A 13,188-nucleotide genomic window follows, 5' to 3' on the forward strand; every position below is an offset into this window, starting at 1 on the left:
GTAGTCGCAAATTGCAGGTTCCTTATCTAACCCTCACCGTGCTAAAACTGGTCTACACCACTGAGTGGTCCAGACCACGTGGCGTTCTGCCACGTTTCTTGAGTCGTCGCCCACCAAAAAAACCCTGTCCCTGGCGGCGCCTTGCCTACTGGAGGAAGTTGATGAGTACGGCCACCGCTACGGCGGCCCCCGCGAAGAAGCGGGGCTCCGGCCTGTTCCAGGGCCTGCAGAAGGTGGGGCGCAGCCTCCAGCTGCCGATCGCCGTGCTGCCGGCCGCGGGCATCCTGCTCCGCCTCGGCCAGCCCGACGTCTTCGGTGACGACGGGCTCGGCTGGCACAAGGTCGCGTCCGTGTTCGCCACGGCGGGTGGCGCGGTCTTCGACAACCTCCCGATGCTCTTCTGTATCGGTGTCGCGATCGGGTTCGCCAAGAAGTCGGACGGCTCCACCGCGCTGGCCGCGCTCGTCGGCTTCCTGGTCTACAGCAATGTCCTCAAGGCCTTCCCGGTCACCGAAGCGGTGATCCAGAAGGGCGCGGACACCGCGGCGACGTACAACAACCCCGGTGTCCTCGGCGGCATCCTGATGGGTCTCGTCACGGCGATCCTGTGGCAGAAGTTCCACCGCACCAGGCTGGTGGACTGGCTGGGCTTCTTCAACGGCCGGCGGCTCGTCCCGATCATCATGGCCTTCGTCGGTGTGATCTTCGGTGTGTTCTTCGGCCTGGTCTGGGAGCCCATCGGCGACGTCATAGCCGACTTCGGCCAGTGGATGACCGGTCTCGGTTCCTTCGGTGCCGGACTCTTCGGCCTGATCAACCGCGCGCTGCTGCCCGTCGGCATGCACCAGTTCGTCAACACGGTCTCGTGGTTCCAGCTGGGTGACTTCACGGACGCCACCGGCGCCGTCGTGCACGGCGACCTGAACCGCTTCTTCGCCGGTGACCCGACCTCGGGCCAGTTCATGTCGGGCTTCTTCCCGATCATGATGTTCGGCCTCCCGGCCGCCGCCATCGCCATCGCCCACGCCGCTCGCCCCGAGCGCCGCAAGGCCGTGATGGGCATGATGATCTCCCTCGCGCTGACCTCGTTCGTCACCGGTGTGACCGAGCCGATCGAGTTCTCGTTCATGTTCATCGCGCCGGTGCTCTACGCGATCCACGCCGTCCTGACCGCCATCTCGATGGCCGTCACCTGGGCGCTCGGCGTGCACGCCGGATTCACCTTCTCCGCGGGCTTCATCGACTACGCGCTGAACTGGAACCTGGCGACCAAGCCGTGGCTGATCATCCCGATCGGTCTCGTCTTCGGAGCGCTCTACTACGTGCTGTTCCGCTTCGCCATCACCAAGTTCAACCTCACCACCCCGGGCCGTGAGCCCGAGGAAGAGGTCGAGGACCTGACCAAGGCGTAAGCCCGGTCGGTACACGACGGAGCCCTCACCTTCCCGGCGGAAGGTGAGGGCTCCGTCGTGCGTACGGGGCCGGCGCCGTCAGATCTCGTAGACCGCGCCCGGTACCGCCAGCTCGCTCGGGCCGTCGAAGACCTCGCGGGCGTCGGAGAGGTTGCGGCCGGCGTCGGTCCACGGCGGGATGTGCGTGAGGACCAGGCGCCCCGCCCCGGCGCGGGCGGCGAACTCGCCCGCCTGGCGGCCATTCAGGTGGAGGTCCGGGATGTCCTCCTTGCCGTGGACGAACGACGCCTCGCAGAGGAAGAGGTCGACGCCCTCGGCCAGCTCGTCCAGGGCCTCGCAGGGGCCGGTGTCGCCGGAGTACGTGAGCGAGCTGCCGCCGTGCTCGATCCGGATGCCGAACGTCTCGACGGGGTGGCGGAGCTTCTCCGTACGGACCGAGAAGGGGCCGATCTCGAACGAGCCCGGCTTCAGCGTGTGGAAGTCGAAGACCTCGCCCATCGCGTGGTCGGACGGGGTGTCGGCGTGGGCGGTGGTGAGCCGCTGCTCGGTGCCGTCGGGTCCGTAGACCGGGATGGGGGCCGGGCGTCCGCCCTCGTGCGGGTAGTAGCGGACGACGAAGTACGCGCACATGTCGATGCAGTGATCGGCATGGAGATGGCTGAGGAAGATGGCGTCGAGGTCGTAGAGACCGACATGGCGCTGCAGCTCGCCGAGGGCGCCGTTGCCCATGTCGAGGAGCAGCCTGAAGCCGTCGGCCTCTACGAGGTAGCTCGAACAGGCTGATCCCGCTGACGGGAACGAGCCGGAGCATCCGACGACGGTGAGCTTCATGGAGCGTGAACCTCCGAGACGTGGGAACGGGGAGGGTTCGTGCGGTTCGTGGAGCGGTTTGTTGAGCGTAAGGCGCGAAAGAGCTGGTCGCTCCTTTGCGGCGGGCCGTTGTGGGGGAACTCACCTGCGCTGTCACCGGTTCGATGGAAGGGGGGCGCCCCTGGGGGCGCGGCAGGCGGGAGGTGCGCCTGCGGCGGGCCTGTTCCCCGCCCCTTCCCGTCCGGGGCTCCGCCCCGGACCCCGCGCCTCAAACGCCGGCGAGGCCGGGAACTCAAGCCCCTCCGGCGATTGAGGAGCGGGGGTGCGGGGGCGGAGTCCCCGGAAACGGCGGACGCCGGGGGCCCGGACCGATACGGGTCCTGGCCCCCGGCGTCCGGGGTGCGTTACAGCGTGTGGGCCTACGCCCAGAGCTGGCCGTGCAGCGTTTCGATCGCCGCCTCCGTCGTGGGCGCGGTGTAGACGCCCGTCGACAGGTACTTCCAGCCGCCGTCCGCGACGACGAAGACGATGTCGGCGCGCTCACCGGCCTTGACCGCCTTGTTGCCCACGCCGATCGCGGCGTGCAGCGCGGCGCCGGTGGAGACGCCCGCGAAGATGCCCTCCTGCTGGAGGAGTTCGCGGGTGCGGGTGACGGCGTCGGCCGAGCCGACGGAGAAGCGGGTGGTGAGGACCGAGGCGTCGTACAGCTCGGGGACGAAGCCCTCGTCGAGGTTGCGCAGGCCGTAGACCAGGTCGTCGTAGCGCGGCTCCGCGGCGACGATCCTGATGCCCTCGACGTTCTCCCGCAGGTAGCGGCCGACGCCCATGAGCGTTCCGGTGGTGCCGAGGCCCGCCACGAAGTGCGTGATGGAGGGGAGGTCGGTGAGGATCTCCGGGCCGGTGGTGGCGTAGTGGGCGCCCGCGTTGTCGGGGTTGCCGTACTGGTAGAGCATCACCCAGTCCGGGTGCTGCGCCGACAGCTCCTTGGCGACGCGGACGGCGGTGTTGGAGCCGCCCGCCGCCGGGGAGGGGATGATCTCGGCGCCCCACATGGTGAGGAGGTCGCGCCGTTCCTGCGAGGTGTTCTCCGGCATCACGCAGACGATGCGGTAGCCCTTGAGCTTCGCCGCCATGGCGAGCGAGATGCCGGTGTTGCCGCTGGTGGGTTCGAGGATGGTGCAGCCGGGGGTGAGCCGGCCGTCCTTCTCGGCCTGCTCGACCATGTGGAGCGCGGGACGGTCCTTGATCGAGCCGGTGGGGTTGCGGTCCTCCAGCTTGGCCCAGATGCGGACGTCGTCCGACGGTGACAGCCGCGGCAGGCGGACGAGCGGGGTGTTGCCCACTGCGGCGAGCGGGCTGTCGTAGCGCATCAGTTCATGCCGCCGGCGACGGCCGGGAGGATGGTGACGCTGTCGCCGTCGCTGAGCTTGGTGGAGATGCCGTCGAGGAAGCGGACGTCCTCGTCGTTGAGGTACACGTTCACGAAGCGGCGCAGCTGGTCGCCGTCGACGATGCGCTCACGGATGCCGGTGTGGCGGCTTTCCAGGTCCGTGAAGAGGTCGGCGAGGGTCGCTCCGCTGGCCTCGACGGCCTTGGCGCCGTCGGTGTAGGTGCGGAGGATGGTCGGGATGCGGACCTCGATGGCCATGGCGTGGGCTCCTGTCGAAGCGGAGTGGTGACGGTGGGCGTGGGGCACGCGGCTCTGCCCCCGCGCGGGGGTGGAACGGGTGTGGGGCGGTACGTGTGCGGGTGGCGCCCCGGCCGGCGGCGCCTGACTCCGGCCCGGCTCAGGCCTCGCGGCCGGCGGCCCGGCGGTTCGTACAGATCGCGCTGGAGAGCCGGCACAGATCGACGTGCAGGCGCGCCACGAGCAGCATGCCCGGCGTCTTGTCGCTCACGTCATGGAGAACCATGGGCTCATCGTATCGATTCCCGGTCCGGAATCTGGAATGTGATCTCACCTGATGGATGGTCGGTGTTCGACAGGTGGACAGGGCCGGGGTGGCGGCCCTGTCCGGCCGGTGCCGCGGGTGCCGGTGGCCCGGCTCAGGCGGCGTCGTGGGCGTCGACGACCTCGACGTCCTCCTCGGTGATCTCGCCGTCCACGATCCGGTACGAGCGGAACTGGAAGGGCCCGGCCCCGTCGGTGTCGGCGGTCGATACCAGGACGTAGTGGGCGCCCGGTTCGTTGGCGTAGGTGACGTCGGTGCGGGAGGGGTAGGCCTCGGTCGCGGTGTGCGAGTGGTAGACGATCACGGGCTCCTCGTCGCGGTCGTCCATGTCGCGGTAGAGCTTGAGGAGGTCGGCCGAGTCGAATTCGTAGAACGTGGGCGAGCGGGCCGCGTTGAGCATGGGGATGAAGCGTTCGGCGCGGCCCGTTCCGGCCGGCCCGGCGACCACGCCGCACGCCTCGTCGGGGTGGTCGGCGCGGGAGTGCGCGACGATCTGGTCGTACAGCGCCTGGGTGATGGTCAGCATGGCGCCCAGGATAGGACGACGGGCCACCGCGTACCGAGGGGTGGTACGCGGTGGCCCGCATCGTGGAAGTGCCCGGGTCGCGGGCGCAGGGCTCAGCGGCCGGTGAAGGCCTTGTTCGCGGGGTTGCGGGCCTTGAGGACCAGGTAGGAGACGCCCAGGATCAGGGCCCACAGGGGGGCGCAGTACAGCGAGATCCGGGCATCCTTGTCGATGCCCATCATCACGATGACCAGGCCGAGGAAGGCGAGCGCGAAGACGCTGGTGTACGGGGCTCCGGGGGCCCGGAAGCTGGACTGCGGGAGGACTCCGCGGTCGGCCAGGCGGCGGTAGCGGAGCTGGCTGACCAGGATCATGATCCAGGCCCACATGCCGGAGATGGTGGCGAAGGAGACGACGTAGGTGAAGGCGTCGCCGGGCCACTGGTAGTTGATCCAGACGCCGACGAGCATCAGGGCGGCCGAGACGGTGGTGCCGACGAGCGGGGTGCCGCTCCTGGTCAGCCGGGTGAAGACCTTCGGGCCCTGGCCGTTGAGCGCGAGGTCGCGCAGCATGCGGCCGGTGGAGTACATCCCGGAGTTGCAGGACGAGAGCGCCGCGGTCAGGACGACGAAGTTGACGATGCCCGCGCCGAGGCCGAGCCCCATCTTCTGGAAGGCCTCGACGAACGGGGAGACGTCCGGCGAGAACTCGGTCCAGGGGACCACCGAGAGGATCATGACGAGCGCGCCGATGTAGAAGACGGCGATGCGCCACGGCACGGTGTTGATGGCCTTGGGCAGCACGGTCTTCGGGTCCTTGGACTCGCCCGCGGTGACGCCGACGAGTTCGACGGCGAGGAAGGCGAACATCACGATCTGCAGGGTCATCAGGGTGCCCTTGATGCCGTGCGGGAAGAAGCCGCCGTCGGCCCAGAGGTGGGTGACGGACGCGGTGTCGCCGGCGTCGGAGAAGCCGAGGGTGAGGATTCCGGCGCAGATGAGGATCATGCCGACGATGGCGGTGACCTTGACCATCGAGAACCAGAATTCGAGTTCGCCGAAGAGCTTCACGGAGATGAGGTTCACGCCGTAGAGAATGACCGTGAAGATCAGTGCGGAGACCCATTGCGGAATGCTGAACCAGAACGTCATGTACTGGGCCGCTGCGGTGACTTCGGTGATTCCGGTGACGACCCAGAACAGCCAGTACGTCCAGCCGGTGACGAAGCCCGCGAAGGGCCCGACGAATTCACGGGCGTACTCGGAGAAGGAGCCCGCGACCGGGCGGTACATGAGGAGTTCGCCCAGGGCCCGCATGATGAAGAAGATCACCAGGCCCGCGATCGCGTAGGCCAGGACGAGACTGGGTCCTGCCTTGGCTATGGCCTTGCCCGCGCCGAGGAAGAGGCCGGTGCCGATGGCCCCGCCGATGGCGATCATCTGGATCTGACGTGCCCCGAGGGCGCGCTGGTAGCCCTCGGCCGAGGTGGTCTCCGCGGCTGCGGCCGGTGGTTCTTCCGGTCCCTTTTCGACCTTCGCCGATGTCATGAGGTGCGCCTTTCTCCATGCTGATCCGCGCCTCGCGACTGCGGATCAGGTCCTGATCCCCCCGGATATGGATGGAGTGCCGCCGGTGGTGACCGGTCGATAGCGCCGTCGGGGACAGGGGTGGCGTCCCCGAGTGGTCGTGAAGATCTATCACGGGCATCACGGGGGCTCGTCGGACATCATGTGGCGCATACCACAAGAAGAAGCGGACATCGGTGTTCAGGCATCGCAAAAAAGGCTGATCGGGTGACGCGATCGTTATTCGGATTTGAGCGTCCGTTGAGCGAACACGTGCTGGTGGTGCGCGTGTGCGCGTTACGGCATCAGCGTCTCGATGAGCGTTTCCTGGAGGCCGCCCAGCCAGAGGTAGGCCATAACCATGGGCTTGCGCGGGTCGCTGTCGGGGAGCCGGTAGAGCGAGCCCTCCTCGCCGCCGTCCTCGTCGGAGACCTCCAGCCGGGCGCCGATGGTGAGCCGCAGGTCGTTCAGGGTCCCCAGCCAGCTGCGGCACTCCCCCGCGTCGAGCCGGAGCACGGCGCCGCCTTCCCCGACGGGCGAGAGTCCGTCCAGGGTGCGTACGACCACGAGGGCGTCGTCGCGCTTGCGGGTGCGCAGGTCGTTCTCGGTGAAGCGGCGGAACTCGGCGGAGGCGGCGCGCAGTTCGTCGTCCTTGTCGCCGTAGGCCTCGGGGAAGAGGCGGGCCAGGGCGGGGTCGCTGGGCGGCTCGCTGGGCCCCTCGGCGAAGAGCGCGGCGAGCGGGTCCTCGCCCTCGACGGGTTCGTCGCCGGGGCCGATGAGCTCCAGCAGCTGGACGGCGAGGGAGCGCAGGATCGCGGTCTCCACCTCGTCGAGCGCGACGGCCGCGCCGCCGCCGGGGGTGGCCTCGAAGTGGCCGGCCATGGGTTTTCTCCGATGGTGGTCGGGCGTGCGGGGCGGGACAGGGCGGAGCGAGGGGAGCCGCGGTGCTAGTTGCGGTCCTGGGTGAGTGTGGCCCAGAGCCCGTAGCCGTGCATCGCCTGGACGTCGCGCTCCATCTCCTCGCGGCTTCCGCTGGAGACGACGGCGCGGCCCTTCTGGTGGACGTCGAGCATGAGCTTGTGGGCCTTGTCCTTCGAATAGCCGAAGTAGGCCTGGAAGACATAGGTGACGTAGCTCATCAGGTTGACCGGGTCGTTGTGGACCAGCGTCACCCAGGGGACGTCGGGCTCGGGGACAACGAGGTTCTCCTCGGCCGATTCGGGACGTTCGATCTCTACGGGGGCGACGCTCACCTACCCCATGCTGCCACCCGGGAGGGGGCATCGCACAAACGGGCCCGGCACCGCGCCGGGCCCACCACCCCCATCTCGTCACTTTGACGAAATAGGGGTAGCATCCCCGGCATGAACTCTGCGGACCTTGGGCGACGGGTCGGTGTGCCCTCGACAGCGCTCTTCACCGACCAGTACGAGCTCACGATGGTGCAGGCCGCGCTGAAGGCCGGCACCGCCGACCGGCGCTCGGTCTTCGAGGCGTTCACCCGCCGGCTGCCCGAGGGGCGGCGCTACGGCGTCGTCGCGGGCACCGGGCGGGTCCTGGACGCGGTCGAGAACTTCCACTTCGACGACGAGATGCTCGCCTTCCTGCGCGACCAGAACGTCGTCGACGCCCCGACGCTCGACTATCTGGCCGATTTCCGCTTCAGCGGGGACATCTGGGGCTACCCGGAGGGCGAGGTGTACTTCCCCGGCTCGCCGATCCTGCGGGCCGAGGGCTCCTTCGCGGAGTGCGTGCTGCTGGAGACGGTGATCCTGTCGATCCTCAACCACGACTCGGCGATCGCCGCCGCGGCCTCGCGGATGTCGTCGGCGGCGGGCGGCCGGGGGCTGATCGAGATGGGCGCGCGGCGCACCCATGAGCTGTCGGCGGTGGCCTCGGCCCGTGCCGCGTACATCGGCGGCTTCGACACCACCTCCGACCTGGCGGCGGGCTTCCGCTACAACATCCCGACCGTCGGGACGAGCGCCCACGCCTTCACCCTGCTGCACGACTCCGAGCGCGACGCGTTCCGGGCCCAGGTCGACTCGCTGGGGCGCGACACGACGCTGCTGGTCGACACGTACGACGTGACGGCGGCGGTCCGTACGGCGGTCGAGGTCGCCGGTACCGAGCTGGGCGCCGTCCGGATCGACTCCGGCGACCTGTTGCTGGTCGCGCACCGGGTGCGCCAGCAGCTGGACGAGCTGGGCGCGACGGACACGAAGATCGTGGTGACCTCGGACCTGGACGAGTACGCCATCGCCTCGCTGGCCGCCGCGCCGGTGGACGCGTACGGGGTCGGCACGCAGCTGGTGACCGGCAGCGGGCAGCCCACCTGCTCGATGGTCTACAAGCTGGTGGCGCGGGCGACCTCGGCCGATCCGGCGGACCCGCTGCGTCCGGTGGCCAAGAAGTCGCTGGGCGCGAAGACGTCCATCGGCGGCCGCAAGTGGGCGGCGCGCCGGCTGGACGAGGACGGGGTGGCCGAGGCCGAGGTGATCGGCACCGGCCCGGTGCCGCCGGAGCTGGCCGGCCGGCAGCTGCTGGTGGAGCTGGTCCGGGGCGGCGAGGTGGTCGCCCGGGAGCCGCTGGACGCGGCCCGGGAGCGGCACATCACGGCACGGGCGGGGCTGCCGATGTCCGCGATGCAGCTGTCGCGGGGCGAGCCGGTTCTTCCCACCGAGTACGTATGAGGCGCGGACGGGCCTGATGGCCCTAGGCTCGGGGCCATCCCCGTAGCCGCCGCTCTTCCCCCTCCCCCACCTAAGGACACCCGCCATGCACCGCGCCTTGATCGTCGTGGACGTTCAGAACGACTTCTGTGAGGGCGGGAGCCTCGCGGTGGCGGGGGGTGCCGATGTCGCCGCCGCCATCACGGACCTGATCGGTGAGGCCCAGCCCGGCTACCGACATGTGGTGGCCACCCGTGATCACCACATCGACCCCGGCGCGCACTTCTCCTCCGCGCCGGACTTCGAGCACTCCTGGCCGCCGCACTGCGTGGCCGGTACGGAGGGGGTGGGCTTCCACCCCAACTTCGCGCCCGCGGTCGCCTCCGGGGCCATCGACGCGGTGTTCGACAAGGGGGCGTACGCGGCGGCGTACAGCGGCTTCGAGGGCCTGGACGAGAACGGTGTGGGGCTGGCCGAGTGGCTGCGCGACCGCGGGGTGGAGTCGGTCGACGTGGTCGGTATCGCCACCGACCACTGCGTCCGGGCCACCGCGCTGGACGCCGTCCGGGAGGGCTTCGGCACGCACGTGCTGCTCGATCTGACCGCGGGCGTCGCAAAGGCGACCACGGACCGGGCGCTGACGGAGCTGCGGGAGGCGGGCGTGGTGCTCGCCGGCAAGCCTGTCGTGTAGCGGGAAGAGCCGGTCAGCTCTGCCGGGCCGGCAGGGCGGGCCTCAGGAGCGCCCGGATCGGGTGCCAGAGTTCCTGGGCCCGCTCGGGTCTCGCGCGCCACAGAACGCCGTCGGGATGGTGCAGGACGGCGGTGATCTCGTCCGGGGTGGGCGGTTCCGCGTTGCCGCGGAGGTAGACGGCGCGCAGGCCCAGATTACGCAGCCGGGTCAGTGCGCGGGCCCGGTTCGCCGCGTGCACCAGGACGCGGACCGGGGTGTCCGGCCCCACGCTCTGCGCCGGGCTCGACAGGGTGATCGCGACGACCACGCTGCCGTTCGGCAATTTGCTGAATCCTCCGCCTGCCATACTCCGCACTCCCCCGTGAGACATCGTGTCAATAAGGAACAGAACAAGAGGCACCTAAACACGATCGGCCGCCGCCCGCTAGAGGGCGACGGCCGATCATGCTCTGACCTGCGGTGTTACCGGATTACTTGTGCGAGGCGCCCACCCGGACGGTCATCGTGGAGCCGCTGAGCGGCTCGCTGATGATCGAGATCCGGGTGTTGGTGTCAGCGACCTGCACGCTTCCGGTCTTGTTCTCCTTGTACCAGTAGGTTCCCTTATGGTCGTCGAAGACCGGGACGCCGAACTGCGGCTTGATCTTCGTGGCCACGTCACCGAGGTGCAGCGTGAAGCCGTCGGTGGGGTACCAGCTGAACGGTGCGTCGAAGGGCTGGATCTTGTTGCGGATGACCGTGCCGTCCGCCCACTTCAGCGGCTTGGCGTGCGCGTCGACCGGCAGGATCAGGCCCTTGCCCGGGTGGACCGAGACGTTGTTGTCCTTCTGCGAGGTGTCCCACAGCCAGACGAGCAGACCGTTCTGGTACGGGAAGTGCTCGACCCAGTCCGGACGGGTGTTCGCGAAGCCGAAGTTGTACGGGCCGACCTTGAGGGTCTGGTCGTAACTGACGTACTGGCGGTTCTCCGCGAGGTAGTACTGCGGGTAGTCCTTGGTGAACGACTTGCCGACCCGCGAGAAGCCCTTGGCGGTCCAGCCGTTGTCGTCGCCCTCGGCGTTGTCCGTGAAGAGCGCGGCACCGTCGGCGTTGACCGCGATGGTGTCGGCCGCGAAGCCCACACCGCCCGCGCCGCCGTCGGTGGCGTAGCGGAAGCGGACGTCGATCTTCTTGCCCGCGTAGGCGTCCAGCGAGTAGGAGAGCTTCTGGTACTTGCCGGAGACGTCGGTCAGGGCCGGCTTGTCACTGGCGTCGCGCGGGATCGCCTTGCCGTCGGCGGTGCCGTCGATCGCGGTCCAGCTGGTGCCGCCGTTGTCGGAGACCTCGGTGTAGAGGTAGTCGTAGTCCGCCTCGATGTCCCACCAGCCGGCGAGGTCGAGGGAGGCCTTGGACTTGCCGGTGAGGTCGACCGGGCGGGACAGGGTGTTGCTGAGGTTGTCACCCATGTCGCTCCACCACTGCTTGGCACCCTCCGCGGGCGCCGTGACATCGGTGGTGACGGCCTTGTCGGGCAGCGTGACGACGAGCGCCTGCTTGTCCTTGGTGTTGTACTCGGACACGCCCAGCTTGTGGGTGGACTTCGTCGCGGCCTTGGCCTCGGCGTAGTTCAGCCAGCCCAGCTGGAGCTTGTCCCAGGCGGTCATGTCGCCGGGCAGGTCACCGATGCTGTTCTTACCGGTGCCGAGCCAGGAACCGGCCGACATCAGGGACCAGAAACCGACCGAGTTCTCGGCGGTGTTGGTCGTGTCGTAGAGGTCCGGCAGGCCGAGGTCGTGGCCGTACTCGTGGGCGAAGACGCCCAGGCCGCCGTTCTCGGGCTGCGCGGTGTAGTCACCGACCCAGATGCCGGTGTCACCGATCTGGGTGCCGCCGGCCTTGTTCTCGGCCGGGCCGGTCGCGCCGGCGTCCGTGCCGTAGGCGTACCAGCGGTGCGCCCAGATGGCGTTGGTGCCCTCGACGCCGCCGCCGGCGGACTCGTCCTCGCCGGCGTGCACGATCTGGAAGTGGTCGATGTAGCCGTCGGGCTCGTTGAAGTTGCCGTCACCGTCGAAGTCGTAACGGTCCCACTGGTCGTACTGGGCGAGATCCGTCTTGATCTGCTCCGGCGTACGGCCCTTGGCCTTCTGGTCGGCGGCCCAGGCGTTGGTGCCGTCCTTGATCATGTCCCAGGCGTTGGCGCAGTTGGTCGAACCGCACCAGTTCGAGCCGTAGCGGGCCTCGTTGTACGGGACCTTGACCCAGTCGGAGACCTCGCCGTCCACCGAGTAGCGCCCGGAGGACGTCTTCTCGTAGTACGTCTTGAGCGAGTTCTTGCCGGCGCCCGTGCCGAAGTACAGGTCCTGGAAGTGGGCCTGGTTGTAATCGGCCTGCCAGGCGGTGCTGTTGTCCTTCTTGGGGTCCGGCTTGGCTATCTTGTTGTGCGCCGGTCCCGCCGTGCCGCCGTACTTCGGGACGGCGGGCTTGGGGCCGTCGCCGTCCGGGTCGAACATGGTCGTGTTGTCGACCTTGTCGCCGAACTCCACCAGGATGGTGAAGATCTTGTCGGTCTTCTCGCGGCCGAGCTCGACGTACTTCTTGTCGTCGAGCTTGACGACGTTGGAACCGCCGCGCGTCGACACCTTCTTGTCGCCGGATATGACCTGTTCGAGCGCGGCCTGACGCTGAGCGTCCTGCTGCTTGCTGAACGGGCCTTCCAGGTTGTGCGCGTTGCCCTCGTTCGACCCCGGGTCCCGGCGGTCGACAGCGGAGGCAGCGACGCCTGACGCTTTGTCATCAGCCTGAGCGGTGGCGAAGGCGGATGCGGTGGCGGCGGTCGCGGCCATGGCCACGACAACCGCTCCGGTGCGAAGCGCCCGTCTGTTAATGATCACGTGATGCAGTCCTCCCCGGCGCCCGCGACTGCGGCCTGGGGGTGTGAGAGGGCCGCGCGCGGAAACGCGTCACAAGTGACGACATTCGACCGGAGTTACGAGAGAAAAGACAGACCTTGACTTGAACAGACCAAGTGCACTATGCAGGAGCACATTTCCGGTATCCGGACGACCACGTCACACCCAACCGGCGCGCCGAAGAGCGTGATTGGCGCAGAGAATGACTCCGTGCGCCCCCCGTGCACCGGCACTGTGGGTTAGGTCATGCTTACTAGCCGTTCCGCGAGGGCATCCACCGTCGTAGAGTCGCTTGACAGCGCGACCGTGTTGAGAGACCGCCCATCCGACGTCCCGAGGACGGATAACGCCATGCCGCGTCCTACTGCTGCACAGCTCTCCTACGGTTCGGTCACCGTCGTCTTCTCGACCCTCGCCATGCTGCTGCTGTTCCGCACGAGTTCGGACCTGGGCATCGCCGTGATCGCTGCGGCCGGGCTCGCGCTCGGCCTGCTGGTGGCCGTCACCGTGCCCGCGCCGACGCGCCGCAGGACGCCGCCCACCGGGGCCACGGCCTCCGCGCACCAGGACGCCCGCCCGGCCCAAGAGCCCGGGGACCGCGCCGTGGGTCAGGTACAGCGCACGATCCCGGCCGCGCGCACCTCCGCCTCCGCGCGGGTGGGCGAGCACTCACTACGGCGCTGACGGCGTCCG

The 13,188-nt window shown here is 68.8% G+C and carries 14 protein-coding genes; 4 read left to right on the forward strand and 10 right to left on the reverse strand.

Annotation, left to right across the window (positions count from 1 at the left end; translation table 11 throughout):
- Window positions 1-161: 161 nt before the first annotated feature.
- Window positions 162-1,412, forward strand: a complete 1,251-nt coding sequence (locus OG892_RS14185) for a PTS transporter subunit EIIC (protein WP_073738228.1) — start codon at window positions 162-164, stop codon at window positions 1,410-1,412.
- A 78-nt stretch (window positions 1,413-1,490) separates the two neighbouring features.
- Here OG892_RS14185 and OG892_RS14190 read toward each other — a convergent pair whose 3' ends face one another.
- The 8 genes from OG892_RS14190 to clpS all read right to left on the reverse strand — a co-directional run bounded on the left by OG892_RS14190 (window position 1,491) and on the right by clpS (window position 7,497).
- Window positions 1,491-2,243 (reverse strand): MBL fold metallo-hydrolase, encoded by a 753-nt coding sequence (locus OG892_RS14190; protein WP_327337079.1) that lies wholly within the window; start codon window positions 2,241-2,243, stop codon window positions 1,491-1,493.
- A gap of 398 nt (window positions 2,244-2,641) precedes the next feature.
- Window positions 2,642-3,592 (reverse strand): PLP-dependent cysteine synthase family protein, encoded by a 951-nt coding sequence (locus OG892_RS14195; RefSeq protein ID WP_073738225.1) that lies wholly within the window; start codon window positions 3,590-3,592, stop codon window positions 2,642-2,644.
- Window positions 3,592-3,870 carry a MoaD/ThiS family protein gene (locus OG892_RS14200; protein WP_073738224.1) on the reverse strand — a complete coding sequence of 93 codons (279 nt, stop codon included), beginning with the start codon at window positions 3,868-3,870 and terminating at the stop codon, window positions 3,592-3,594. The genes OG892_RS14195 and OG892_RS14200 overlap by 1 nt, the downstream gene beginning before the upstream one ends.
- A 139-nt stretch (window positions 3,871-4,009) precedes the next feature.
- Window positions 4,010-4,135, reverse strand: a complete 126-nt coding sequence (locus OG892_RS14205) for a putative leader peptide (RefSeq protein WP_274535170.1) — start codon at window positions 4,133-4,135, stop codon at window positions 4,010-4,012.
- Window positions 4,136-4,268: 133 nt separating this feature from the next.
- On the reverse strand, window positions 4,269-4,700 hold the full coding sequence (locus tag OG892_RS14210) for a Mov34/MPN/PAD-1 family protein (RefSeq protein WP_073738223.1): 432 nt from the start codon (window positions 4,698-4,700) through the stop codon (window positions 4,269-4,271).
- Between the two features lie 92 nt (window positions 4,701-4,792).
- Window positions 4,793-6,226 carry an amino acid permease gene (locus OG892_RS14215; RefSeq protein WP_328866918.1) on the reverse strand — a complete coding sequence of 478 codons (1,434 nt, stop codon included), beginning with the start codon at window positions 6,224-6,226 and terminating at the stop codon, window positions 4,793-4,795.
- Window positions 6,227-6,541: 315 nt separating this feature from the next.
- Window positions 6,542-7,126, reverse strand: coding sequence for a DUF2017 domain-containing protein (locus tag OG892_RS14220; protein WP_073738221.1), 585 nt, complete (start codon window positions 7,124-7,126; stop codon window positions 6,542-6,544).
- 65 nt (window positions 7,127-7,191) lie between these two features.
- A complete protein-coding gene (gene clpS / locus OG892_RS14225) occupies window positions 7,192-7,497 on the reverse strand; it encodes an ATP-dependent Clp protease adapter ClpS (RefSeq protein WP_018555894.1) in 306 nt (101 codons plus the stop codon).
- Between the two features lie 111 nt (window positions 7,498-7,608).
- Here clpS and OG892_RS14230 point away from each other — a divergent pair, with 111 nt between their 5' ends.
- A complete protein-coding gene (locus OG892_RS14230; protein ID WP_328866917.1) occupies window positions 7,609-8,937 on the forward strand; it encodes a nicotinate phosphoribosyltransferase in 1,329 nt (442 codons plus the stop codon).
- A gap of 85 nt (window positions 8,938-9,022) precedes the next feature.
- Complete coding sequence (locus OG892_RS14235; protein ID WP_073738219.1) at window positions 9,023-9,607, forward strand: isochorismatase family protein; 585 nt, start codon at window positions 9,023-9,025, stop codon at window positions 9,605-9,607.
- Between the two features lie 13 nt (window positions 9,608-9,620).
- Here the strand turns inward: OG892_RS14235 and OG892_RS14240 are convergent, their stop codons facing one another.
- Complete coding sequence (locus tag OG892_RS14240; RefSeq protein ID WP_199884514.1) at window positions 9,621-9,953, reverse strand: hypothetical protein; 333 nt, start codon at window positions 9,951-9,953, stop codon at window positions 9,621-9,623.
- 124 nt (window positions 9,954-10,077) lie between these two features.
- A complete protein-coding gene (locus tag OG892_RS14245; RefSeq protein ID WP_199884513.1) occupies window positions 10,078-12,477 on the reverse strand; it encodes an immune inhibitor A domain-containing protein in 2,400 nt (799 codons plus the stop codon).
- A 369-nt stretch (window positions 12,478-12,846) separates the two neighbouring features.
- Here OG892_RS14245 and OG892_RS14250 point away from each other — a divergent pair, with 369 nt between their 5' ends.
- Window positions 12,847-13,179, forward strand: a complete 333-nt coding sequence (locus OG892_RS14250; RefSeq protein WP_371629347.1) for a hypothetical protein — start codon at window positions 12,847-12,849, stop codon at window positions 13,177-13,179.
- The last annotated feature ends 9 nt before the right edge of the window (window positions 13,180-13,188 follow it).

Origin of the sequence: Streptomyces sp. NBC_00341 (genome assembly GCF_041435055.1) — a bacterium.
Lineage (GTDB): Bacteria > Actinomycetota > Actinomycetes > Streptomycetales > Streptomycetaceae > Streptomyces.

Coding starts and splice junctions, on each gene's coding strand:
- OG892_RS14185 (WP_073738228.1), top strand. CDS start 162: ATGAGTACGGCCACCGCTACGGCGGCCCCCGCGAAGAAGCGGGGCTCC.
- OG892_RS14190 (WP_327337079.1), bottom strand. CDS start 2,243: ATGAAGCTCACCGTCGTCGGATGCTCCGGCTCGTTCCCGTCAGCGGGA.
- OG892_RS14195 (WP_073738225.1), bottom strand. CDS start 3,592: ATGCGCTACGACAGCCCGCTCGCCGCAGTGGGCAACACCCCGCTCGTC.
- OG892_RS14200 (WP_073738224.1), bottom strand. CDS start 3,870: ATGGCCATCGAGGTCCGCATCCCGACCATCCTCCGCACCTACACCGAC.
- OG892_RS14205 (WP_274535170.1), bottom strand. CDS start 4,135: ATGGTTCTCCATGACGTGAGCGACAAGACGCCGGGCATGCTGCTCGTG.
- OG892_RS14210 (WP_073738223.1), bottom strand. CDS start 4,700: ATGCTGACCATCACCCAGGCGCTGTACGACCAGATCGTCGCGCACTCC.
- OG892_RS14215 (WP_328866918.1), bottom strand. CDS start 6,226: ATGACATCGGCGAAGGTCGAAAAGGGACCGGAAGAACCACCGGCCGCA.
- OG892_RS14220 (WP_073738221.1), bottom strand. CDS start 7,126: ATGGCCGGCCACTTCGAGGCCACCCCCGGCGGCGGCGCGGCCGTCGCG.
- OG892_RS14230 (WP_328866917.1), top strand. CDS start 7,609: ATGAACTCTGCGGACCTTGGGCGACGGGTCGGTGTGCCCTCGACAGCG.
- OG892_RS14235 (WP_073738219.1), top strand. CDS start 9,023: ATGCACCGCGCCTTGATCGTCGTGGACGTTCAGAACGACTTCTGTGAG.
- OG892_RS14240 (WP_199884514.1), bottom strand. CDS start 9,953: ATGGCAGGCGGAGGATTCAGCAAATTGCCGAACGGCAGCGTGGTCGTC.
- OG892_RS14250 (WP_371629347.1), top strand. CDS start 12,847: ATGCCGCGTCCTACTGCTGCACAGCTCTCCTACGGTTCGGTCACCGTC.